The following is a 25,561-nucleotide window of genomic DNA, read 5'->3' as shown; positions in this document are numbered from 1 at the left end:
TGGTATACCTTATGTAGATCAAATGTACAAAACAGGCACCTCTATCCCATAAAAAGCCAGTAACGACTTTAGCTCGATTAATTCCCGCTCATCACAATCCACTCGAATAATATCACTGGCTATTTTTTGTTGCTTTGCATTTACTCTATTTTCGCCATCCGCAAAACTCAAAAAAAATGAAAATGATGAAATATCTGGTTCTTATCATCACCATTTCTTCCCTGACATTTGGTGTGCAGGCTCAGCAAGCCTTCTCAATCTCAGATGCAGACAGCCTGGGCATTGATATTCCATCACTCGATAGTTTGTACAAAAGCGGAATTCACTCCGATGCATCCAAAGCGGTTTTTGCCGGACAGCAACAAGAATACATACAGGCTTACTATGCCATGCTACATGAATTGAGCACCTACCTCAACCAAAACGATTTTAAATGGGGAGGGCAGACAAGATGCTTCAACCGGATCTATTTTGCCGAGGATGGATCCATCGATTTTTTCCTGTATAAATTCAAAGAAGGAGAAATCACTGCAGAGCAACAGTCCCAGTTTGCCACACTACTGGGCCAGTTCATTCAGAGCTACAAGTTTGCGCTATCCAAAGATGTGAAATTTGCGCAATGCAGCCCGGTTAATTACCGAGACCCGATCTGATTTCACGTTTTCTATTTTTCACCAGCTTATTGACTTCCAGGGTGATTGGAGTCTCATCGCTGATTTCTAGAAGCAAGTACTCTTTTCCTTTATACAGAAAGTAGATTCGCTGACCAGATTCAAACTCAGCAGTACTCTTACTGAATGGATTGAGATTGGGATTCATCACCGATGGAATGATCAATGGAATGCTTCGTATGGATGAATTCTTTAATTCGTAAGTACGAGCCATTGCGGAAAACATCAGCACACAGGTAAACAGGCTTGTTAAGAGAATTGATTTCATGAGCTATTTGGATTTGTTGGTCATTTTTGAATTTAGCTCATCTCCTATTTCCTCTTGTATATCTTGACATCTCATGACACTTCATTGAAACATTTGACAAACAAAAGAATCAATAACCTCACTAGATAATTTTATTTTTCCCAACATATTTATAATTTCATTGATCATTATTTTAATAATAGTTCAATTAATTATTAAATATACAATTATTGAAGTCTTTTAATATCAATTCATTAATTGACCCTGAAATCCTGACCCAGGGAAAAGAGATTCGTCTAAAAAAGGACCAGGTGCTCACTCAGCAGTTTGCCAGGGCCAACGAATTCTACCTGCTAAAATCAGGAACGGTTACCTTTTCTTTGTCCTTAGATGACTCTAGGGGAGAAATAGAAGTGGGCCAAACCAATGAGAAGGGAGCACCTATCGGCTGGAGTGGTTTTAATCCTCCTGGTCGCTATGCCACTACCGTGAAGGTAGCGAGCAACACTGCCACATTTATCAAATGGTCGCACGACCAACTTCGCGAATTGTTCAATTCAGATCCGGAAGCAGGAACGGTGTTCTTGAAGGAGGTCTGTGCCAATGCCAGAAATCTTATAAAAGGTGCCATCACCAAACTAAGTGAAGTGGGTCCATCACTGCCGATTACCGAATCATTAAAACCCGAGGAGTACACCCTCACACAGCAGTCACCAGATGAGAACCTCGTCAAGTTCTTACGTAAATCCTCCTTTTTTGAAGTCTTCGAAGAAGCACCTCTGGAGTTTATCAGTCAGGCCCTCGAGCGCAGAATATACGGTGCCAATGACACTATTTACGAACAAGGCGGAGATCCTGACGGACTTTACATACTCGGTACAGGTAAGGTGCGCTTTAGCTATTTTGATGACAAAGAGGAGAGTATCAGTTTCCGACAAATCAATACGCCAGGGTTTGTAGTAGGCTGGGGAGGTGTGATTGGTTTGCCCAATATGATCAATGCTCATGCGGTAAGAGAATCAGTCGTTTATTATGTATCTAAAGAAAGCCTGAGCCGTATTTTGAAACTAAATCCGAAATTCGCTCCAGTATTTTTCAGGAGACTACTATGGCTTATCAGCCATCAGCTGCAAGCGATCAGGGCACGGATCATTGCTTCACAGTTTAACCATGAGATCACTGCTATTAGCAACCTGATCGACCAGAATAGCGCCAAACTAGAGCTGTGGTCACCGCTCCATAAAATCCCGCATTTGTTGGAAGACAAACTTACAGTCGGTGATGCACTCAACACGTTGGAACATTTAAAATCCAAAGGATCTGCGCTGGAAAAAAACATAGCCAACACGGCGTGGGAGCTGCTAGAAGAGATTCGAAAAGAACACACTTTCTATAATGGACTTGTAAATGTCTACAACAGTGTGGTCAAAGCGCCTGGAGATCTTCCCCCAGAAGAAATCCGCAAAATCAACGCGCTCGAATATCAGAAGCTTTTCGAATCACAAGGATATCTGATCAAAGGTGAGGAAAATTTACCCGTCGAACCTGGCAATATCTTTATCTACAATCACCTCCGAAACCATCCTTACAACACCTTGCCCAATCAATTTCAGATTACACTGGACTCACACTTCATCAGTGCCATGATCCTCATGCGCAAATATGGAGACCCGGGGTTGAGAATAGTGCGAATAGGGTTGAGCAAGGAATACGCCCATCAGGAATACTACCAGCGATTGGGGCATATTGATGTGTTTACTGAGGAATCAGGAAAGAAAAATTCTAAACAAAAGAAGCAAGTGCGTCAGATGTTTTTCAATGAAGCAGGTGCACATTTGACTCGTGGTGGCAACTTAATCATCAGCCCCGAAGGCAACTCCTACTCTACCGAGGAAACCCCTGGACCGTTTAAGCCCGGGGCATTTAAGCTGGCCATGTCCATGAAAAAGGAGCCCTGGATAGTACCAATAGCAGTGGCCAACTTTGACAGACGAGTCCGAAACAACCGTTTTGCCTGTATCATACTGCCACCGTTCAAGGCATCTGATTATATTCGCAATGCGGAAGACAAAGCTGAAATGAAGGCTTTTCTTAAAGACTACCAATCCAAATACCGGGATTACGTAGCTGATGCCATCAAGGCGAGTAAAAACCCCAATGGAGGATGGAATTAATCAACATGGAATTCGAAAGTGAGATAGCAGACCTTGAAAAGAAAATAATCGATTATCCAAATAAGGAAGACCTGATCGTATTTTACGGCAGTTCCTCCATCCGGCTTTGGGACACACTGCATGACGATATGTTGCCACTGAATGTGCTGAACCTTGGTTTTGGGGGCTCCTCATTCTCCTGGTGCATTTACTACTTTGACCGGTTGTTTACTAAAATCAAACCCAAACACATCGTCATCTATGTGGGTGACAATGATCTGGCCAACGGTATTCCCCCAGAGAAGGTAGTGAAGAAATTTAGGATGCTGGCCAACCTGATTCGTACTGCGTATCCAAAGATCCCGATGGATTTTATCACCATCAAGCCCAGCCCAATCAGAACCTACCTCCTACCGGAAATCAAACTGACGAACAGCCTCATCAGAAAGGAGCTAATGAATGTGGAGCGAGCATCTCTGATCAATATTTTTGACTCCATGCTCAATGAAAAAGGAGTGGCAAGACCAGAACTTTACCTGGAAGACGAACTTCACATGAATGCAAAAGGCTATAAAATCTGGAAAGGCGTCGTTCGCAAGCACTTCGGGATTTAAGAAAATCAGATTTTTATACAAAATAGAAACAAATTGGTTCTAGCTTGCGTAAAGCATATGCAAAATAGAAACTAATCATGAAAGGATCCAATCTCGGTGAATTCGAAGAACTGGTACTGTTAACCATTGTCATCCTACAAGAAGATGCCTACATCCTCAAAATCCAGGAAGAACTAAAGAACCAGGCCAACCGGTCGGTTGTTATGGGCGCTCTACATACTACGCTATCCAGGCTTGAAAAGAAGGGATTTCTTCGGTCTGAATTAGGAGATGCCACCAGTCAGCGAGGTGGCAGAAGAAAACGACTTTATGAGCTCACTGCGGCCGGAAAAGCTGTATTACGTGAAGTGAAGGAACTGCGTGAAAACATGTATCGATCCATCCCTGACTATGCTCTAAAATATAGCCATGGCTAATCTGAGAAAAACCAATTGGCTCATTTCAACACTGTGCAAAGAAGAGCTCCAGGAAGAAATCATTGGTAACCTGGAGGAATACCGTTTTGAACTTGAGCAACACAACCGTCCATTTAAACGACTGAGATATTGGAAGGAAGTCATCAATTACCTGCGTCCATCTTTTCTCAAATCAGCGACTCAAAACACAAGATCCATGTTCATATTTAATCCTCAGCTGACATTCAGAAACCTCCTGAAGTATAAGAGTAACAGCATTATCAACCTTACCGGGTTTATACTTGGACTGACATCAGTCATTTTCCTATACTTCTATATTCAAAACGAAATCAATTACGATCAATTTCATCAGGATAAGGATCACATCTATCGGGTCATTAGACAGTCCGAAATCAATGGTAATTCCTACAATATTGGCGTCACCTCGGGTCCATTTGGCCCTGCTTTAAAAAGTGATTTCCCCACGCTAGTAGATCACACGGTTCGTGTCCACTTCAACGAAGGGCTAGTCACCTATGAAGATAAAAGCTTCATGGAAACCGAAATGGCCTTTGTTGACCAAAACTTTTTCGAGTTCTTTTCATTTCCACTTTCTGTCGGAGATCCTAAATCAGTTCTGGACCAGGTGAATGCGGTGGTGGTCTCAAAAGAAATTGCTAAAAAGTACTTTGGTGATGAAAATCCCATAGGACAAATCATTGAAATTGATCAATCAGACAAGTTTGAGGTGACAGGGATATTGGATGATTTCCCGCGTAAATCACACCTTCAGTTCAACATGGTTTTTAGCTTGAAGGCCTATGGCTCAGATAGCTGGTTGAACCGGTGGTGGAGCAATGGGCTATTTACCTATGTGAAAATTTCTGAACCATGGAAAGCAGCAGAATTGAACGAATTCTTACCACAATTTATGGACAAGTATTTTGCGGAAGATTTCAAACGCAATGGCAATAGAATTGACTTAGCGCTGGAGCCATTTACAGCTATTTATTTCAATTCAGATACTCGATATGACGAGGTAGCACATGGTAACCGCACCAACATACGGATACTAACACTAGTGGCATTCGCAATATTATTCATTGCATGTTTTAACTATCTCAACCTGACGATTGCGCAAAGCCATCAACGAGCAAAAGAAGTGGGTGTGCGAAAGGTATTGGGTGTTAGTAAAAGTAGGTTGATTTTTCAGTTTTTAGGAGAATCCGTATTAATCATCTTACTGGCTATAGCCGCTTCTATAGGTTTAAGCATAGCATTGAGGCCGGTGTTCAATTCATTTTTTGATCTGAATGTACTATTCGACTGGTTTAACCCAACAGTTTATTATTTTATCCTGATACTCATTATTGGCATTACCCTTACTGCTGGAGTTTATCCTGCCTTGTTGCTTTCATCTTTCAACCCTCTGTCCGTAATGAAAGGAAAACGACTGCCAGTTGGAGGGAATCTCATCCTTCGCAAAGGGTTGGTGGTCATCCAATTTGTGATTTCTACATTTCTGATATTATCGACCATCTTCATAATGGTTCAGCTTAATTACATCAACAACAAAGACCTAGGCTTTGATCAGGAAGCCATACTCATCGTAGAGTCATACAACCAGGAAATTCGCGAAAATGATGAATTATTCATTGATCGGATCAAATCACTTCCCTCTGTAAAGAGTGTCACAGCCACTAGTGGAGAACCTGGTGGTTTCCACGATGGTAGCGCCATCCGGCTAAATGGTCAATCTGAAACAATCAAGGCAAGAACCGTATTCAGCGATCCGTATTATCTCGAAACATTTGGCATTCCAGTCGTTGCTGGTCGTGGGTTTGATGACTCCCTATCCACAGAGCGAGAAACGTCCATGATGATCAGTGAGAAGTTGCTGGCTGATATGGGTATGACTGCAGATGAGGTAATTGGTCAAAAAGCTGAACTGATGGGATGGGACCTGACCCGAACTATCGTGGGTGTATTCAAAGATTTTCATTTTCTTTCACTGAGAGATGAAATCGAGCCTTTGGTCATCTTGATGGCACCTTATCATCGGAGAATTGCGATTAAGCTGCATTCTCAGAATCTTCAAGAGTCTATTACTGCTATCAATGAGGTGTACGATGACTATGCTCCCAATTATCCCATGAACCACTATTTTCATGACGCCTCATTGGCCCGTCAATATGAAAATGAGAAAAAGCAAGCCAACATCTTTCTACTTTTTGCTGGGGTCTCAATTCTATTGGCTTCCATGGGCATCTTCGGGTTGGTGAGTCATGCCACTCAGCAGCGACAAAAAGAACTTGGCATCCGAAAGGTACTGGGTGCGAAGGTTGCCCAGATCATTGCCATTGTTTCTAAAGAGTTCATTATCCTGGTTAGTATAGCAGCGCTAATTGCCATACCTTTTTCGATCTACTTTATCCAGAATTGGTTAAACAACTTCGCCTATCACATAGAATTTAGTGATTACTGGCTCCTTTTCCCTCTTGGCGGGATTATCACAGCACTGATTACCTCCATCACTGTAGGACTTAAGACTTATAAATCGGCCACCAGCAATCCGGTAGAATCAATTCGATATGAATAAAAAAAGCCCTGAAGTAATTTTCAGGGCTTTTCACTATAGTGACTTGGAAGAATTAATCTCTTCCATAAAGCTCTTTTCCAGCCGGCTCGTACTTGTCACCTTCGGTCCAGAAGATGTCCTCTCCGTGGTTTCCGATCAGGGTCACGGCATAGATGTAAGCCTTGGAGTATTTGGTTAGATAATCATAATCCAATGTCTGGGGCTCATCAGCTGGCTGATGGTAGTATTTCGTGATCTCCTCGTTCATTTCAGTATAACCCGGATCAAAAGAAACGGAAGGAACTCCTTTTGCAGCAAAACTCACGTTATCAGAACGATCGTAGTAGTTTTCTTCTGGCAGTGGATCATCAATCGCTTCCAGATTAAAAGCTGTAGCTGCCTGACTGAAAAGGTCAGTTACTGATGTTCTGTTAAAACCAACCACCGTGACTTTTGACACGTCATTGTAACCACCAGTATCCGTGTTCAGATCATACACGGTCTTTTCCAAAGGAATGACCGGATGGTCCGCATACCAACGGCTTCCTAACAAACCTTTTTCTTCCGCGTTGCAAGCTAGAAACGCAATAGATCTCTTTGGTGGATGCTTTGCTAAAAACTCAGCAGCCGTTAGCATGTTAGCAATGCCGATTCCATTATCTCTAGCTCCATTCCAAATGGAATCACCTTCTACTTTACTCACCCCCACGTGATCCAGATGAGCAGAGATCATGATTACTTCCTCTTTTAGTTTTGGGTCTGTACCTTCTATATACCCAACCACATTGGGAACCTTGATCACCTTGTTTGCTTGTCCTCCGATAGTCATCTCTGCGGTGGCTCCTTCTTCTAAAGATTCAAAATAACTCAGTAGATCACCATCCTCATCCAGTAACCAGGCAGATGGGAATCCAGCTTCCTCTTCCTCCTCTTCGTTACCCTCGTACAGGCTATACTTCTCCCCTGAGAAATAGTACTGGATCAACCTCCATGGATATCTTCCCGGTTTAAATAGCTCAACTAATGCCACACCTCCAGCTTGCTCTACTGCTCGTTGCTTTTGGATGGTATAAGGAGTTAGTCGCTCATTAGGGTTACCATTACCCGTTTTGGCAACCACGATTTTTCCTTCCAGATCCAAGCCTTCCAGATCCTCCTCCAGACCATAACCAACATAGATTACTTCACCACTGAAAGCTCCATTTTTCGCCGTATAGAAGACCAGGTCTTCACCTAGCGCAAATTCCTTCTCTCCAACCGTGAAGGTTGCTTTCTGTGGACTGATCGCGTTCATCAAAGAGACTTGCTGAAAATAGGAATCAGCACCTGGAGCCATCTGCACGCCATACGATCTAAATCTAGAGGCAATGTATTGCGCAGCGATTTCATTTTCGACGGTCCCGGTATTTCGACCTCTTAGTTCATCAGAGGCAATGAAATACAAGTGACTTTTGAGCTCCTGCTGGCTCACTTCAGCATTGATCGTTTTGACAATTTTCTGAGCCTGTCCTGAATAGAAAATCAGGAGTGCAGCTACTAATAATATATTCTTCTTCATGAATAGTTTGGGTTTAGTCTTGAAAAATAGGAAAGGATGTTGAAGGATTAAAGGAGGTTTTTGCTATCGGTAAGATTTCGACTGCAAATGGCTTAAAAATAAAAGAGCCCGGAAATTCCGGGCTCTGAATACTTTACTTAAACTTCGGATGTTTCTGTCCAGGGAAATTCTCTTCGAAGAAGTCCCCATACTCGCTGATCGTCTTTTTCATGTCTTTTCTCAGCCAGAGAATACCTACCAGGTTGGGTAATGTCATCAAGGCAATCGTAATACCCGATAGTGTCCAGATGATCGTCGTATCCTGGAATGACGCAAAGAAGAAGGCCACCACATAGACAATCCGGTAATAGATAACCGACTTGGTTCCGAAAAGGAACGTCATGGCCCGGTCTCCATAGTATGACCAGCTGATAGCCGTACTGAAAGCGAATAACAACAAGCCGATCGACACAATGTATTGTCCGTATTCTCCGAAAAATCCTCTATTGAAGGCGATGGCAGTAAGAGGAGCACTATGCACTAGTGACTCTCCGATAAACTTGAGAGGCCGCTCATCTATGATGGACCCATTCTCAATAGCCACTGTGCCACTAAATAGTTCTTCATCTAGCAACCCTTCGTTTTTGTAGACCAGCACATTGTCAGCAAAGCTTCTGGAGTGCAGTATAGTGATATCTGTGTTCTGAATCTCACCATTGATCACCTGCAGTTGTCCTGTGAACTCTGGTAATTTCTCCACTTCATTGAGGTGTTTATAAATCGCTTCAGCATTGTCCGGGTTAGACTCTTTTAGCGATTCTCCCAATATTTCTATCTCTGTATAGTCAAACTGATTGACGTGCTTTTCGGCCCAGGCTCCTGATGAAAGAAGCACCAAACCGGTCACTGTACAGATGATAATGGTATCGATAAACGGCTCCAAAATTGCCACCATACCTTCTGATAATGGTTCATTAGCCTTAGCAGATGCGTGGGCAATAGGCGCAGAACCCTGACCCGCTTCATTGGAAAACAAACCACGACCTACGCCTTTGTTGAATGCAAAAGCAAGATTGGCCCCGATAAACCCGCCAGTAGCTGCAGAGCCAGTGAAGATATCTCCGAAAATCGCCAGCAATGACGGCCAGATATTCTCTACATTGGCAAAGATCACGGCAAAGGCTCCGATGAAGTATACAATAGCCATTCCAGGCACCAGTTTAGAAGTCACTGCAGCAATACGTTTGATACCTCCGATGATTACCAGACCCAACAATACAGCCAGAACAGCTCCAGTGAGAATTTGATCAATACCAAAAGTAGAAAGCAACGTGCTGGAAATACTATTGATTTGCGGAAGACTTCCTGTACCAAACGACGACAAAACGGTAGCAAATGCAAAAGTGGCAGCAAGCCATTTGAGGTTAACCTTTCTGCCTCCAATCTTGAACTCGGCATTTTTCATATAATACATTGGCCCACCAGCCATGGTACCATCCTCTAATTTCGTACGATACTTATGTGAGAGCGAAACCTCCACAAATTTGGTACACATACCCACAGCTGCAGTCACGAGCATCCAGAAAAGTGCCGCTGGTCCACCCAGGTGAACAGCAAAAGCAACACCGGCTATATTACCAGTACCAACAGTCCCTGAAAGCGCAGTAGCCAAAGCCTGAAAGTGAGAAGTATCACCAGGCAGATCACTTCTATCATATTTTCCACTGACGATGCGTACAGCATGTCGGAAGAATCGGATCTGGGGAAACTTCAAGTAAATGGTGAAAAACAAGCCAGTACCAAGAAGTGCGTAAGGAAACCACACAGCACTTCCAATGAAGCTGTCAATTAATTTGAGGAACTCGTTTACTTCTAACATAAAATAGATTTCAAGTGGGTTTTTACAATCCGACAAAAGTAATGATTCTGAACAAAGTATTGCTCCTGTGGATTTGGTCTTTGGATTTGATATCTTCCCCATATGATTGGACTTGTCAAAATCATTCTGAAAATACTCCCGTGGTTGCTACTGGTAGCGATTTTATCCTGGATGCTCATCGCCGAAAAACTTGATTTTGGCATAGTAGAAGGCAAAAAAGAAATATATCAAAACACGATTCTCACACGAATGGAATCTATGGGCAGGTTGGAGCTGGTCCAGTACAATTTTCAGGAAGTCACTGAGGTCAAAAAAGAAATGGCCAAAATAGACCTAAAGCTCTTCAAAATGTCAACTGCTCCATTTTCACCAGACTCAAAGGCGGTACTAATTAGCCAGGGTAGTGCAGCGGGATGTATTGACCTGGGAAGAGTAAAGCCGGAAGATATCAGGGAAGTAAAAGACACTGTTTATGTAAAGTTGCCACTACCGGAGCTATGCTATTTCAAACTAGATCTGGAAAATTCAAGGCTCTATGATTTGGAGGTAAGTGGCTTGTCACGCGAGGATCGCAAGTCATTCATGAATGAACTCTACAAAGTAGCTGAGCAAAACATTCGTGAATCTGCACTAAAAATGGGGATTATAGACCAAACTCGGGCCAACGCCAACCTTATCCTCAAACCCTTGTTAGAAGAAATTGCCGGCAAACCGGTGGTTCTCCAGTTTGCTCTTGCTATGGATGGTGAACGGATCAAGTAGATACTTATGGGAGCATTTCCATGGCTTTGAACACATCATCTTTGTATTTCCGACCAATGGGAAGGGAGATTCCTTTCAGAAATATGTGGTTCTTATCGACAGCTTCTATCGAACTGCGATTGACAATAAAGGAACGGTGTATTCGTAAAAAAACACTTTCCTGTAGCTTGGCAGCAGATTTATTGAGATTTACCGATACTAAAAAAGAGTTTTCCCTGGTTACAATCCTGCAGTAACTGCCATCTGCCTTCAAGTACACAATATCGAATTGATTGATTTTAATGTACTTGTCCTGATGCTTCACAAATATCGATTGTTCCGTGCTCGATCGTCGCTCAAAGGATAATTCAAGTGCATTGACCAGATCCTGCTCATGATAGGGCTTAGTGAGAAAGGAAGACGGTTCACTTTTAAACGCTTTTGACTTGGTGGTTGGGTCGGAATTGGCTGTGAGATAAACCACAGGAAGATTTATGCCAATCTCAGATTTGATGTGATTTACCAGATCGACTCCAGTCTTTTCTCCCCGTAGCTTGATGTCTACCAGCATCACATCAGGATGCCTGGAATGAAACAACTCCAGCCCCATCTCAAAAGAAGGCGCCACACCAACTACGTCCATTCCTTGATTAGCCAACATCTCAGACAAATCCTGGCAGATAATCGGATCATCTTCTATAATGAGGACTTTTATGCTGGTCATTCTGATAGTGGTTAGCAATCAAATATAACTCTCACCTACTAAAAAATCTAGTCAATTGCCTTCAGGCGCTTCAATCCTAACACGGGCAAGTAGGAGACAAAAAAGAAAGGAATCACGAGCAAATCCATGAAGATGATGTAATACGGCCAATCACCTAACCAACTCAGTAAGGTAATTACCTCTGGTTTTTGGTTCAGAAACAAGTAATTGGATCCTAAAACCCAGTTGATTCCCATGACCAGCAGTACATACAATTGTATGAATATGAAAGCCTGAAAAACACCTCGAATGGTAGGAAGCATGCGATAAACGAAGATCATGTACAGCACTACGAAGAGGAGTCCACCATGCACCGTCCAAAACTTGATAGCTTCATAGTGAGGGAAGTTGAACTTCAGACCCGGGCTGATGATGGCTTGCGTAGCTCCTACGATCACCACATAGTACAATATATTGTAAATAACATGATTACGTGTAAAAGCAAAAATCAAGATGAAAACCGCAAAAAAATTGCAGAAAACCAGTGGCAGGTCCGAATCAATAAAAAACCGATCATAGGCCACTTCCAGCACAAACCAAAACAGCACTGATGCAGTCATCAACGAACAAACCCCTATTAGAATACCGCCTTTTGCTCTGTCAGAAGATCTTCGTGCCAGCAGTATCAAAGCAGTTATTACCATCCCCATAATCAAAATATTCCTGAGGTGTTCCGGACCAAAAATCTGGAAATTAGGCTCATAATGTGTGATGGATTCCCACAAGGTCATCAGTTGGTGGTGTCTATTCTGTTAGTCTGATGGATATCTTTACTTGAAAGTAATCATTATTCCGGTCAAATGACAACTGGCCGGAGTTGTTCTGAAGAATAGCCCTAATAATGGTAAACCCCAGACCTTCAGCGATTTGATCAACGGAAAAGCCCTGACCATTGTCCCTCACGGCTAAGAGCAATTGATTTCCATCCTTCTTAGCATCCACATCCAGCACTGCATGATCTGATTCAATAAGCGCATATTTGATACTATTAATGACCAGTTCGTTGATGATCAGCCCCACGGGTATGGCGTGCTCCAGATCCATCTCAAATTCCACGAAGTTTAGCGTCGCTTTTACCTTGCCCTTGAGTCCATAAGTAGTCAGGAGGGAATCTACCAACTGCGAGAGGTAGTCCTTCATGTTTACTTGAGAAAAGGTGTCATTCACGTAGAGGTGCTCATGGATCAAAGCAATCGACTTGATCTTATTGACCGTGCTAATCAAGTGGGACTCCACGGCCTTGTTTTTAACACGACGCTGCTGCATGTTGATCAGACTGGTGATCATCTGCAAGTTGTTCTTTACCCGATGGTGAATTTCCTTGAGCAGTAGCTCGTTTTCCTTATTTCGCTTGTCCAAAGAGTTGGTTCGTTCCTTCACCTTGTCCTCCAGCTTTTTGGTATAGGTCAGTTGTAGGTTTTCATTGAGCTTAAGCTGATCGATATAGGCTTTCTGGCTTTCATTTCGTGCTTTTTGAATTTGATCTACCCTGACACCAAGACCCAGGGAAAGCAAGAATGTCTCCAACAAGAGACCTGCCTGAATGTAATCATTCACCTCTCCCACTAGTTGTATGGTGGAGCTTAACTGACCTATGAGGGACACACTGACCAGAATAAAAACTCCGATGAGATAGTATTTCTTTACAGGTCCCTGAAACTTCCAAATTCTAATAAGTGCCATCCCGATCAGCAAAAACTCCATAGAAATAGTCGGGATCTTATACCAGTAGGTATGCTGCACATCTAACCTGAAAACGTAACAAGTAGTGGAGAGCAAAAAAAGAAAACACATGTAACCAATACCCACCTGCATGATTCTGAGAGCTTTCAAATCTCTGCTTTTCATATCCAGAAAAGCAATAGTAAACAGGGCGTAGAAAAGGGTGATGGTAAAGGCAAAAAGCCAGAACCACATCGGTGCGATCTGATTGAAAACAGGGAAAAGCCTACCGAGCAACCCTGCCTGATATCCAAAGAACCAACTGATAGAGAATAAGTACAAAGCGTAGTAGTAATACACTCTATCTCGTGTGCTCACACCAAATACTAGTGAGATAAATGTCAAAAACAACAAAATAGCCTGAAACCCAAACTGAAACATGTTTTCTGAGTTTTGGGCAAGCAGAAATTCTTTTTGGGAAGTCAGCTCTATAGTAAACAAGTCCCTATCTTTCTCATCAGCAAAGGGATAATAGATGTAATAGGTATGTGGGGATGTATCTAGAGTCAGAAACACATGATTTCCCTGGTCCAGCAATTGGCCGGTTTCATCGTAGAATTTCATCACTCGCATGTAGGAGTTCCCTCCTATGAGCACATAGGACCCCGCCTTAGGAGCTCTTACCTGGACCTTCACCCAATAAGACCCACCCATTTCCAGACCTTCCACCTCATCCAAAGACTTGTATAGGTTAACCTTAGGTTGTTCATTATCCGCACCCACTGCAACTTCAACATCAGTAACTCGAAACAATGACAGAAGAATAATTATGAGCATATTCATGACCAGGCGGTTTTATGCGGAGGCCTATATGTCCAGGCCATCAACGGCTGCATTTTAGTGATCTCTCTGTTTAGTTCCTAAAAGATACTCGTAAATGACGTAACTGCTTTGTCAACGTTTGGTATTTCAAACGTATGACTGATTTGGCTATGGAAGCAGCAACCTGTGGCTATAGGGCGCTAATATTAGGAAAACACCTTCCGAATGGCGTCAAGTAGGTCCTGCTCGTCAAAAGGCTTAGTGAGAAATGATACCGAGCCACTGTCCATAGCTCGCTGCCTGGTGTGTCTATCGGAACTCGCAGTGATGAATATAACCTTCGGTGTGTCATCTCCCTGCTGATTGATCTGTTGGACTAGTTCCACCCCATCGTTTGACCCTCTAAGTTTAATGTCCACGAGTAGCAGATCTGGCTTGTGATCCATAAAAAGTCGATACGCCTCCTCACTATTTCTGGCCCAACCCACCACCTGATGATCATTTTTCTTCAGTATCTCCTGAATGTCAATGGCAGTGATCGCATTGTCCTCAATTACCAGGGTTTTGATGGTCACGTTACTTTTTTGCTAGTTGATTAAGGCAATATAAAAATTATCTCCCTAGATCGACAATGGCAAGTGTACCTTCACATTGAAATAGCCCTTTTTATCCGTAAAATGAACAAGATTTCGATCGTCCAGACCAGTGAGTGCCCGAATCACCCCGTATCCCAACCCATCGGTGAAGTCAGATGAAATTCCAGGCCCATTGTCTGCTATCGTAATAATTGCCTTGTCAGATTCCATTTCCAGTTGAATCATCACCAGGAGCCTACTGTCTCCTTGTATCGCGTGCTTAATCGAATTGGTGATGAGTTCATTGATGATGATACCGATGAACAAGGCATCGTCCAGGTTGACCGATTCTGCATGTAGATCCAGTTCGGTCACTATAGACTTATCTTCTCCAAAACTATCGATGATAGTCTGTGTCAATTCACTCACGTACTTATTCAATTTGATCTCCGTAAATGTGTCGCTATCATAGAGGTATTTATGGATGAGTGAAATGGATTTAATCTTATTTTTAGTAGTCCCTAATACCTCCAGTGCATCCTCGTTGGTCAGGCGCCGTTCCTGCATACTCAACAGGCTAATGATCATCTGTAGGTTGTTTTTTACCCGATGATGCACTTCCTGCAGCAGCACTTTATTTTCCTCACTCTTGAGCCTGTGTGCTTCCTTTTCCAAATAGAGTGCCCGGGTTCGCTCTGAAACCATGCTACCGAGCTCTTTCTCTAGCCGCTCCGATAGCAATCGATTTTCTTCCAGCTGCTTGATGTAGAGATTTCGTGCCTCATCTCGCTCATCAAAATACCGCTTACTGATATAGCCAATACCAACGGAAAAAGTGAGCATCTCCAAAAACACCCCACACTCCAGTATATAAGCACGATCAACACCAATATCTAGCTGAGCCAGAATGGCTGATAGAATCAGGACTGATGACCCGGCAATCACCAGTCTGCCTCGAAAGTTTCTTGCCCGAACGATGTACCAGATAATAGCCAACATCAGCCCTACTTCGAGTACCAGAAAAATCATTTCATATGCAGCCGAATGAATCACTTCCCATTGGAAGAGGTGAGCTGCTAATTCAAACACAATCTGGGCAGCCTGATAGATGATCCCAATTCGTAGCAAATGGTGAGCTCTTGGGGCCGTGCGCTTGTAATCTCCCAGATCTTTGATGAACACAAAATACAGTACGAAAATCAAGCTATAGAGGTAGGACAATACATTGATGGAAATGGATCTGGTCCAGGGGAAGTATTCCTGTACAATCCCGAAGTAAAACAACATGTAAATAGCTACTGAAAGAATGTACGCTGAGTACCGAAAATACAATGACCATTTGGTGACCACCCCTTGCATGAGGTTAAAAACAGCTAGAAAGAGAAAGACACCTATAAAAAAAGACTGTGTGGAATACCTTAAAAGAACCTGATCGTTGTAGTGAGATGTCGATGCAAACCACACCTGCAACCCTTGAGCTTCCATCCGGTCTATTTCTCTTACTTCAAAACTAAGTAAGGCACTTCCTTTGAATGGTGGAACATACCAGACGGAAAGCAAAGAATCTGAGGATATGGTCCGGTGCTGGGTCTTTAGCTGCCAGGAATCCGCTTGCATCAGTAAATTCTGAAAGTAAATGTATCCCCCAACGCTATCAGGGTTCATCAATTCAATTTGAAGTCTGTGTGAATTAAAAAAGGAGATAGTATCCAACACATTGGAAAGCAGAGCACTATTGATATGTAGTTGATCGGTCAAATTGATCTCACCTTCTTTCAACACCTGAGACTTTGCCAGGGTTGAAACAATGACGAACAACATGCATGTAAAAATTCTTTTCAAGATCATTTTGAAGTAGCCAAAAGAATTATAATCTGTGCTTTTGGCCTGTTCTTGTAAGATAAATCATGAAACTTAATCCGTCTTGAATAACACCTCAAAACGCATGTCATTGACAAAGTGGTTTGGTTATTGACAAAAAAGACGCTTGAAAAGTCTAAAATATTTCATATTTTCAACATAACGCTTTTATGTATCCTGAAGGACGCCCGTTTGATTTACACACGATATCCCGTTCAAGTATAAATGCCGGAAAAGGCGGGTCATTTTACTTGCAAAGGGAGCAGAAGGGTCGATTACTCAATCGACCCTTTTTTGATGCTTTGGTGACTGATTTTTGTCGTTGACAAATCCAATAAGTCATCCACAAATAAGAAGTATACTAATCCAGTAATGCGGGGTATTTTCAACGTGGAATTAAAAACATGCCTCTATGAAACCAATATTCACCGCAACATTAGTTCTCTATACTTTGGTTAGTCAAGCTCAGTTTTCTGGATCAGGTTCCGGAACAGCCATTGACCCTTATCAAGTCACTAATGCTACAGAACTAAATGAGGTTAGAAATGACCTTACTGCACACTATCTTTTAATGAATGACCTGGACCTATCTACGGCCACTGGAGATCCAAGTGGAGATTTTTGGAATGACGGTGCTGGCTGGGATCCCATTTCAAAATCTCCAGATCGTTTTACCGGCTTGTTCAATGGAGATTCTCATACGATTAACGGCCTTTATATCGACCGAACCGATGAAGACATTGTTGGTCTTTTTGGATTAACAGGTGACGGTTCTTATACAGACACGGTGATTGTAGCAGTTCATTTGGCATCTGTAGATATTAATGGTAAAGTTAGAACAGGATCTCTGGTAGGCTCCAACACTGGAGTAGTTATCAATTGCTCCTCCTCTGGATCTGTGAATGGCACTACCTATGTGGGTGGTCTATTTGGAGCTAATGCTGTGGGTAAAGTGTATAATTCCTCCTCATCTGCAACAGTATCAGGCTCTGGCCTATATGTAGGCGGTCTAGTTGGAGATAACACAGGCTACATCACCAACTGCAAGGCCACTGGAAATGTCTCCACAAGCTCAGACTATGCAGGAGGAATATCCGGGTATAACAGCAATCACATCATCAGGAGTTTTGCCACTGGAGACGTTTCTGCAGAGGATATAGCAGGTGGAATCACCGCTGGAAATTCCAACACCCTCGAAAACTGCTACAGCACAGGTACCACTTCTGCCACCAATTACTATGCTGGTGGTCTGGTCGGTCTCAACACCAATACATCGAATATCACCAACTGCTTTGCAATAGGCACAGTCACAGCCGGGCAAGGGGATGCTGGCGGTTTGGTAGGGAGCGTCACAGGAACCATGACCAACTCCTATTGGAATACTGAAACAACTGGACAAGCCACTTCAGTAGAGGGAACCGGCAAAACAACCGCCGAAATGACTTTTGAATTCTCCGCAGGAGTATATACCGATTGGGACTTTGACACGGTATGGGGAATCAACGCAACAGACAATAGCGGTTATCCATTTTTGAAATGGGAAGGCTACACCAACATCCTCTTCGAAGGAGGTGATGGCTCTGTGGGAGATCCTTTCCAAATCGCCAACGCCTATCAGTTGGACAATATGCGTAACCTGCCTGACTCGGCATTCATCCTACTAAATGACATTGATCTCTCTACTCTAACTGGTGACGAGACAGGCTACTTTTGGAACGATGGGGCCGGTTGGGAACCGATGGACTTTGAAGGAAGTTTGGATGGACAAAATTATACCATCAGCGGTCTTTATATCAACAGACCTGACAGCAATAGAGTAGGGTTATTTGGATCACTAACAAGTCCAAACATAGAAAATCTTACACTTGATGAAGTCAATGTTACTGGCAACACACTCACTGGAGCGCTCTTTGGAATAACATCCAGTGGCAACTTCTCCAATGTCCACATCAACGGAGAGATTAATGGAAATGATTATGTCGGATTGATGGGAGGAAGGGCTGACTACAGCTCTATTGACACGTGCTCAGTATCAGGGGACATCAGCGGCAAACGCATAGCTGGTGGCTTACTTGGCTACTACCAAAGTACCGGGCAAACCATGATAGACAGTACTTCTGTGACTGCTACTGTCACCTGTGAAAATGATCTCTGTGGTGGGTTCATTGGTGTGAGTCTTGCCACTATTCAAAATAGCTACTTTGATGGCACTGTAGTGGCTGGAACATCCGAAGTAGGTGGGTTCATCGGTAGAAGTAACGGCAACATATCCACTTGCTATGCCACTGGAAGTGTAGAAGGAGCCCTCTATGTAGGAGGTTTTGTTGGAGACCAAATAGGAGGTGTGATTGAAAACTGCTATACCGCCATTCATGTGCAATCTGACAATGTAGGTGCCGGACTCGTTGCCAAAAGTCAGAATGCCACCATCAGGTACTGCTATGCTGCTAGTCAGGTCCTTGGAGGCAATGCCGCAGGTCTTGTATTCAATGCCAACAATACCACCGTGCAGAGTAGCTATTATGATGCACTCATCATGCCATCCAGCACTGGATTTGGAATATCTACCTCACGTCCAGATATGCTCACTCCGTTTGCGTGGGACAACACCACCATCTGGACCATTGATGAAGGTGTCACCTATCCATACCTGCAATGGCAAGCAATTGCAGCAGATCACAACTACCCACCTCCTACTCCAGACGATTCTAATCTGGAAGAGCTTACCGGTCAGTGCAGTATTGCCGAGCCTACAGCCCCAACAGCTACAGATAGCGAAGACCAAACCGTAACTGCTACTACAGAAAGTACCTTCCCACTCACAGAGGCAGGTGGTGATACCATCATCTGGAAATATGAGGACTCCAGGGGTAATTACACCCTTCAGTATCAGGAAACCTCCATCGAAGATACTACCGACCCTGAACCTGACAATACTACCCTGTCAGATGTCACTGCTCAGTGTGAGGTAACATCTGTCACGGCACCAACTGCTACTGATAATTGCGATGGGCAAATCACCGCCACCACCACAACCGCTTTCCCCATCACCACACAGGGCACTACTACCATCACATGGACCTATGAAGATGCAGCTGGAAACACATCCTCTCAGACCCAAAATGTGGTGATTGATGACACCACGGCACCAGTCTCTGATCAGTCCACCCTGCCGCAACTAAGCGATCAGTGTGCTGTATCCATGCCCGACGCGCCTACAGCCACAGATGAATGCACCGGCACCATCACAGCCACAACCGAGATGACTTTCCCAATTACAAGTCAGGGAGACACCACCATCGTATGGGTGTTCGATGACGGCAATGGCAATACCTCCACCGTAGAGCAGGCTGTTTCGATTTCCGACTTCACGGTACCTGTTTTGGATTCAGAAACCCTTACTGTGCTTACCGGAGAATGCTCTGTAGATATGCCAACCCCGCCTACTGCCACTGACAATTGTTCGGGCTCAATCACTGGAACAACAGATACGAGTTTCCCGATCACCACGCAGGGTAGCACAACTGTGATTTGGACTTTTACCGATGACAATGGAATGACTACTACTCAGGGTCAAACGGTCACTGTGGAAGATCAAACAGATCCGGTACCTGACGAGGCAACCCTTCCAGATCTCACATTTGAATGTACCTCTGTGGCTACTATCACAGCTCCAACAGCTACTGATAACTGTGCAGGCAGCATCACTGGCACATCAAGCCTGACCCTACCTATTACTGAGGCAGGCAACTACGACATCATCTGGTCCTATGAAGACAATGGAGGAAACATAGTAACCCAAATGCAAAATGTAACCATTGGAGATGGATATAGCATGACGGTAGATACGGCAATCTGTATGGGGGAAACATACACTTTTCCAGATGGAACTGAAGGGACTACAGCTACTACTCAAGAGAGCAGGCTCACCTCATCGATGGGTTGCGATAGCGTAATCACCACTACCCTCACCATTCTGGATTTACCAGAGGTGTCACTGGGTGCAGATACAGTCTGGGCTTGTGATGGGGAAGTGCTAACATTCGCTCTGGAGTCTACAGAAGGAATAGATAGCTATGAAATCCAGTACTTTGATGCTTCCTCTGAAGACAGTTCCCTGGAGTTCGAATTTGACGAACTGCGGGATGGGTTTAAAGTCATCGCTACTGGATACAATGCCAGCGGTTGTTCGTCCTCTGACACAGTCCTGCTTAAAAACAACGCCATACTTAACATGAACCAGGGAATACCTACCATAGCAAATGATCCAAATATTACTTTCAACATTGCCTTCATGCCTGACAATGTGGATCGGTGGTACTGGGATTTTGGAGATGGTACGGAAGTAGAAAATGAGGAAACCCCAACCCACAGCTATACATCAAACGGTTCTTTCCAGGCATGCTTGATAGCCATTAATGAATGCGACTCTATCGCCAGCTGTGTTACCCTGGAAATAACCAACGCCTGTGTGCTCGAACCAGTAATCACCAACACCAATGGGACACTAACAGCAGGACCTGATGGCAACAATTACCAGTGGATAGACTGTGACAGTGGAGAAGATATCCCGGGTCAGAATCTGCAATCTTTTACGCCAACCGAAACTGGAAATTATGCCGTGGAAGTAAGCAGCGCCTCAGTGGGAGGCTGCGTGGTGATCTCGGCATGTGAGGAAGTGGTCATAGAAATACTTGGAACTGAGATGAATGAGGTAACGGCGGAAGTTTTTCCAAACCCGGCTCATGAAAAAGTAATTATTAAATCCTCTGAGCCAATAATCGAGGTGGATATCCTGAATATTTCGGGCATATCCCTATTGAAACAAAAGGTCTTTGAAGAAGAGTTGTCTACTGAAATAGCCATAGAAGAGCTAGCCTCTGGGATCTATTTCACCGTCATAAAAACCGATTCTCAAACCATCATGAAAAGACTAATCATACGCTAGGTAACTAATGACATACTAAGGCGGTCAAAGGTTACGTCTAGACAAAAAAGGGTGATTCGTCACCCTTTTTTCATTCGGTCCATTGAGTTAAGTGTTACTCCTAATAGCTTTTGCCTAGGGTAAATTTGTCAAAAGCCTCCCTCAGATATTCGGCTATATCAGCGTATCCCAACTCTTCGGCATAATTCCAGGGCCTGACAGGTGTTCCTTTGGCATAGCAGCCAGTGAATTTTGCCACAGTGGTCGGCTTAATCTCAAATTTTGGCCAATCCACATTCCAGAGTTTTGCTTTTTCACAATTCTCCACAATCATCTTCACATTATCCAGCTTGCCTGACTCGATGGCATATACAAATGGTGTCTTATTCTTAACCACCCCGAGACATCCCCCACTAAAGAAAGTACCGGATGAAGTACTATTGCAATCAGCCCCGAGCTCAAGTAATTTTTTGATGCTATCCGCATTGCCATTGACACAAGCCACTGAGAGTGCGGTCATACCCTTCATGTCGATCATTAGCTTGGAGTCATGCCACTCGAAGGTTTCGTCCACTTTGATGAGTTTATTGTCAATCATGTAAACAAGTACGTCACCAGCACCTCCGTCTATGGCGTAGTTGAGCACTGTTTTACCAGACTTGTCCTTGTCTTTGAGTTTGGCACCACTCTGCACAAGTTTCTCCACCAGATCCACTTTGTTGTAATATGCCGCATTCATTAAGGCATTCACCCCCTGCTTATTCTTAATGTTTGGGTCCAAATCGGCATTGATAAGCAGACCCATGATCGCTGAAGGTGAATCCCAGTCAGTCACTTTTGGATTGGTGAACCGGTCCGGTAGGTTGTCATAACCTATGCTTTTCATCATGTTGACAGTAAAGTGTACTGTTTCGACTCGTTCTTGTGGAGTGTTGGCAGTGATCATCACTGTGGCAGGGGTCTCCCCATTTTTATCTTTTGAGTTCACATCCGCACCTGCTTTGATCAATAAATCCACACATTCGGCACAGTTGCTCCTCCAGGTGGCAAAATGCAGAATAGACATACCAGTAGAAGGCTGTGTGTAATTGACATCAGCGCCAGCCTCTATCAGCATACGCACACTCTCAGCACTGGACATGGTTACTGCTGAAAGCAACGGAGGGTACTTGGACTTGCCTGGCTCATTGATATTGGCACCAGCTTCTATAAATGGTCTCAGTAACTCTGGCCAAATAGAGGCAGTACCCACTATGGGATCTCCATTGGCATTTTTTGCATTGGGATCGGCTCCACTTGCGAGTAGTGCTTTGAGCTCGGCTACATCGCCAGCTTTGATAGCCTTTTCTAACTGGTCTGACTGACCGAAAATCGGTGAACAGATTATTAAAACCAACCCCGCTGCAATGGAAAGGGAATAGAAGTGCTTTTTCATTTCTTTGAATTTTTTAGGCCAAATTCAAAATTTCCAAAATCACTTCAAATACGTAGCAATAGGTATTTTAAATGCCGATAAATGGGTAGTATCAGCTCTAAGCAAGGGGAAAATCAGAGGACAATAAGTCCAGTTCGATAACCAAATTTCAGTAGCCCCACTACCGACTTGACTTCAGTCTTTTTCAGGATATTTTTGCGGTGGGTCTCTACTGTTCGGCGTGAAATGAACAGTTGTTCAGCGATTTCTTCACTGGATTTCTCCAGAGCTATTAGTTGCAATATCTCCTTTTCCCTATCCGTGAGATGCACCGGACTGTCTTCTTGCTTCTTCTGGTCCTGGTAGCGCTCCAGGATAATATTCATTACTTCATTGCAGTAGTAAGTGCTACCGTCCCACACACGAGTGATTGCTTTTAACAGCTCTTCTTTGTCTGTATTTTTGAGGACATACCCTTCTGCCTCAGCCATCAGGATTTGGCTTACCGTGGGTCGATCATTATGCATTGTCAATACGATTACTTTCAGGTCTTCGTAACTACCCTTGATCTCTTTGACCAGGTCTATTCCGCTCATCTCAGGCATGTTTAGATCTGTTAGCACAAGGTCAGGCTGACAATTCTCAATTAACTCCAAAGCAGCCAAACCGTTCAGTGCTTTGCCTGCGATTTCGATCTGGGGATCATCTTCCAGAAGAGAGACGATTCCTTCCAGAAACAATTCGTGATCGTCCACTAGCAAAATTCGGATCTTATCAGTCATAGGGCACTGTAAATGTTACGGTAGTTCCTTGTCCTAAATTAGACAAAATGTTCATTTCACCGCCAATGACATCTATTCTCGACCGAATATTGTTCCAACCTATTCCATCAGATTTTGCTAAAGACTGGCTGTCAAACCCCACTCCATCATCTCGCAACGTGAACTCATAAACTCCCGAAGCACGATCGATGATCACGTAGATATTCCTGGCTTTGGCGTATTTGAGGGTGTTGTTGATCACTTCCTGGCAGACACGATAGACAGCTATTGATTTGGATTCGTTCAATACCAAATCTGTCTGTCGGGATTTGTGCACCTGTAGATGCTCCGACTCACCCACCTGACGAAACATATCATCAAGTGCGGCATCCAGCCCAAAAGACACCAGCGCATTTGGCATCATGTTGTGCGAAATGGATCTCACTTCTTTTACCGCATTGTCGATTAGTTTTAGGGAGTTGTCTAGTTTTTGCTTGTTCGCATCGCTCTTTAGAGATGAAACGGTAATTCTGGTGGTAGAAAGCAGCTGACCAAGGCCATCGTGAAGTTCTCTGGCAATTCGTTTGCGCTCGCCTTCCTCAGCATCTATCACCGTCTTAAATCGCTCTTTCTGCAGTTGCTCCTTTTCCTCTGCCAGTTGAGCTTTCATCTTGTACCTTTTCCGACTATTACTCAGCATCACTGCACCCACGATGACCACCGCCATCAGCCCAACTACCATCATCAGGTAGCGCGTTTGAGACACTTCCAGCTCCTTATAAGCTGCCTCTGCCTGCAGCGTTTTGATTTCCTGTTCTTTCTTTTGGGTCTCATACCGCATCTGTAACCCTTCTATAGTCTTCACTTTTTGCGAATTACTCAGCGAATCTTTCAGCTCCAAAATCATATCGTGATACTCTAAAACCTGCGTGTGAGCTCCGGTTTTTCGGGCCACATTGAATAAAACTTTCGTAGCTCTCAGTTGCTCATCCAGAAGGCCCATGCGTCGGGAATCGTCCAGACTCCGTCTGGCAAAGGACTCAGCAAGGCTCAATTTATCTGTGTCACAATAAATAGAGGCCAGGCTACCACGTGTAAATGCGGCTTCCTTTTCATTGCCATATTTGATGTAGTTGTCTAATGCATCGAGATGATATTTTTCAGCCTTAGCATGCTCCCCAAGTCCACGATAAGCTATGCCGATATTCTCTTGGGAATAAGCCACGTATTGATCCAGGCCATTTTCCAGATAAGCGCCGATGGCCCGTTTGCTGTAGTCAATTGCACTTTCAAAGTCCTTGAGCTCCAGATGGACAGATCCCAGGTTACCATAGGTGATAGTGATCCCAATCTGGTGGTTGAGCTGCTGATAGATGGCGAGTGACTTTTCATAGTACTCGAGTACTTTCTGATAGTTCCCCTCCTTCTTATTGACAATACCCAGATTATTGTAAGCCTTGGCCATCCCTTCCAGTGAACCGATCTGTTCGTACATTTGAAGCCCATCCAGGTAGTAGGTAATCGCCTGATCATTGATGCCACGCTCATCATAGATTATTCCCAGGTTATTGAAAGCCCCGGCAATGTTGCTGGAGTCATCCATTGATTGCCACATAGTCAGTGCCGTATTTTGCTGTATGAGTGCTGAATCATAGTTGCCCATCAGGCGGTTGGCAAGGCTTTTTGTTTGAATACTGTAGGCCATCTGTTCCCGAAAGTCCAATTCAGTAGCAAGGGCTATAGCCAAATCACAGAACACAATACAGCTGGATTGATCTTCATATAAAAGCTCGTCCGCTCTGGAAATGAGCGAGTCCAACCGCGAAGAAGGAGTCAGTGCATGCCATGAAGAAGGCACCTGCGCGGATAACAGAAGGCATGAAAAAGCCACAGAGACCGATAAAAAAATTCTCAAAAATGGCATGCTAGATGATTTGGTCAGAGGAAATTAACCAAATCAAA

The 25,561-nt window shown here is 43.8% G+C and carries 18 protein-coding genes; 7 read left to right on the top strand and 11 right to left on the bottom strand.

Annotation, left to right across the window (positions count from 1 at the left end):
- Positions 1–182 precede the first annotated feature (182 nt).
- Positions 183–653 (top strand): hypothetical protein, encoded by a 471-nt coding sequence (locus ACO067_RS15290; protein WP_421875506.1) that lies wholly within the window; start codon positions 183–185, stop codon positions 651–653.
- On the opposite strand, the gene ACO067_RS15285 is transcribed toward ACO067_RS15290, so the two are convergent.
- Positions 631–939 carry a hypothetical protein gene (locus tag ACO067_RS15285; protein WP_421875503.1) on the bottom strand — a complete coding sequence of 103 codons (309 nt, stop codon included), beginning with the start codon at positions 937–939 and terminating at the stop codon, positions 631–633. The genes ACO067_RS15290 and ACO067_RS15285 overlap by 23 nt on opposite strands.
- 209 nt (positions 940–1,148) lie before the next feature.
- On the opposite strand from ACO067_RS15285, the gene ACO067_RS15280 reads away from it, so the two are divergent.
- The 4 genes from ACO067_RS15280 to ACO067_RS15265 all read left to right on the top strand — a co-directional run bounded on the left by ACO067_RS15280 (position 1,149) and on the right by ACO067_RS15265 (position 6,679).
- Positions 1,149–3,092, top strand: a complete 1,944-nt coding sequence (locus tag ACO067_RS15280; RefSeq protein WP_421875501.1) for a cyclic nucleotide-binding domain-containing protein — start codon at positions 1,149–1,151, stop codon at positions 3,090–3,092.
- Positions 3,083–3,685, top strand: a complete 603-nt coding sequence (locus ACO067_RS15275; protein WP_421875499.1) for a GDSL-type esterase/lipase family protein — start codon at positions 3,083–3,085, stop codon at positions 3,683–3,685. Before ACO067_RS15280 ends, ACO067_RS15275 begins: the two co-directional genes overlap by 10 nt.
- Positions 3,686–3,762: 77 nt before the next feature.
- A complete protein-coding gene (locus ACO067_RS15270; RefSeq protein ID WP_421875497.1) occupies positions 3,763–4,101 on the top strand; it encodes a PadR family transcriptional regulator in 339 nt (112 codons plus the stop codon).
- The gene (locus tag ACO067_RS15265) at positions 4,094–6,679 is read left to right on the top strand and encodes an ABC transporter permease (RefSeq protein ID WP_421875495.1); all 2,586 of its coding nucleotides are present in this window, start codon (positions 4,094–4,096) and stop codon (positions 6,677–6,679) included. Before ACO067_RS15270 ends, ACO067_RS15265 begins: the two co-directional genes overlap by 8 nt.
- Positions 6,680–6,731: 52 nt before the next feature.
- Here the strand turns inward: ACO067_RS15265 and ACO067_RS15260 are convergent, their stop codons facing one another.
- The gene (locus tag ACO067_RS15260; protein WP_421875493.1) at positions 6,732–8,216 is read right to left on the bottom strand and encodes a M28 family peptidase; all 1,485 of its coding nucleotides are present in this window, start codon (positions 8,214–8,216) and stop codon (positions 6,732–6,734) included.
- Between the two features lie 133 nt (positions 8,217–8,349).
- Entirely contained in the window at positions 8,350–10,074 is a 1,725-nt protein-coding gene (locus ACO067_RS15255) for an alanine/glycine:cation symporter family protein (RefSeq protein WP_421875491.1), read from the bottom strand.
- Between the two features lie 102 nt (positions 10,075–10,176).
- Here ACO067_RS15255 and ACO067_RS15250 point away from each other — a divergent pair, with 102 nt between their 5' ends.
- Entirely contained in the window at positions 10,177–10,836 is a 660-nt protein-coding gene (locus ACO067_RS15250) for a DUF4230 domain-containing protein (RefSeq protein ID WP_421875489.1), read from the top strand.
- Positions 10,837–10,840: 4 nt separating this feature from the next.
- Here the strand turns inward: ACO067_RS15250 and ACO067_RS15245 are convergent, their stop codons facing one another.
- The 5 genes from ACO067_RS15245 to ACO067_RS15225 all read right to left on the bottom strand — a co-directional run bounded on the left by ACO067_RS15245 (position 10,841) and on the right by ACO067_RS15225 (position 16,479).
- Positions 10,841–11,539, bottom strand: a complete 699-nt coding sequence (locus ACO067_RS15245; RefSeq protein WP_421875487.1) for a LytR/AlgR family response regulator transcription factor — start codon at positions 11,537–11,539, stop codon at positions 10,841–10,843.
- Between the two features lie 47 nt (positions 11,540–11,586).
- The gene (locus ACO067_RS15240) at positions 11,587–12,309 is read right to left on the bottom strand and encodes a TIGR02206 family membrane protein (RefSeq protein WP_421875485.1); all 723 of its coding nucleotides are present in this window, start codon (positions 12,307–12,309) and stop codon (positions 11,587–11,589) included.
- A gap of 13 nt (positions 12,310–12,322) precedes the next feature.
- On the bottom strand, positions 12,323–14,083 hold the full coding sequence (locus ACO067_RS15235; protein ID WP_421875483.1) for a histidine kinase dimerization/phosphoacceptor domain -containing protein: 1,761 nt from the start codon (positions 14,081–14,083) through the stop codon (positions 12,323–12,325).
- Between the two features lie 185 nt (positions 14,084–14,268).
- The gene (locus ACO067_RS15230) at positions 14,269–14,637 is read right to left on the bottom strand and encodes a response regulator (RefSeq protein ID WP_421875481.1); all 369 of its coding nucleotides are present in this window, start codon (positions 14,635–14,637) and stop codon (positions 14,269–14,271) included.
- 45 nt (positions 14,638–14,682) lie between these two features.
- A complete protein-coding gene (locus ACO067_RS15225; RefSeq protein WP_421875479.1) occupies positions 14,683–16,479 on the bottom strand; it encodes a sensor histidine kinase in 1,797 nt (598 codons plus the stop codon).
- Positions 16,480–16,909: 430 nt separating this feature from the next.
- Between ACO067_RS15225 and ACO067_RS15220 the strand changes: the two genes are divergently transcribed.
- Entirely contained in the window at positions 16,910–21,445 is a 4,536-nt protein-coding gene (locus ACO067_RS15220; protein ID WP_421875477.1) for a GLUG motif-containing protein, read from the top strand.
- A gap of 100 nt (positions 21,446–21,545) precedes the next feature.
- On the opposite strand, the gene ACO067_RS15215 is transcribed toward ACO067_RS15220, so the two are convergent.
- From ACO067_RS15215 to ACO067_RS15205, 3 genes are all read right to left on the bottom strand, one after another.
- Positions 21,546–22,859 (bottom strand): ankyrin repeat domain-containing protein, encoded by a 1,314-nt coding sequence (locus ACO067_RS15215; RefSeq protein ID WP_421875475.1) that lies wholly within the window; start codon positions 22,857–22,859, stop codon positions 21,546–21,548.
- Between the two features lie 113 nt (positions 22,860–22,972).
- Positions 22,973–23,620 (bottom strand): response regulator, encoded by a 648-nt coding sequence (locus tag ACO067_RS15210; RefSeq protein WP_421875473.1) that lies wholly within the window; start codon positions 23,618–23,620, stop codon positions 22,973–22,975.
- Positions 23,613–25,523 (bottom strand): tetratricopeptide repeat-containing sensor histidine kinase, encoded by a 1,911-nt coding sequence (locus ACO067_RS15205; RefSeq protein ID WP_421875471.1) that lies wholly within the window; start codon positions 25,521–25,523, stop codon positions 23,613–23,615. Before ACO067_RS15205 ends, ACO067_RS15210 begins: the two co-directional genes overlap by 8 nt.
- Positions 25,524–25,561: the final 38 nt, after the last annotated feature.

The organism is Marinoscillum sp. (genome assembly GCF_965229915.1).
Classification (GTDB): Bacteria; Bacteroidota; Bacteroidia; order Cytophagales; family Cyclobacteriaceae; genus Marinoscillum.
The sequence above is the reverse complement of the archived record's forward strand: the minus strand, read 5'-3'. Positions and strand labels throughout refer to the sequence as shown.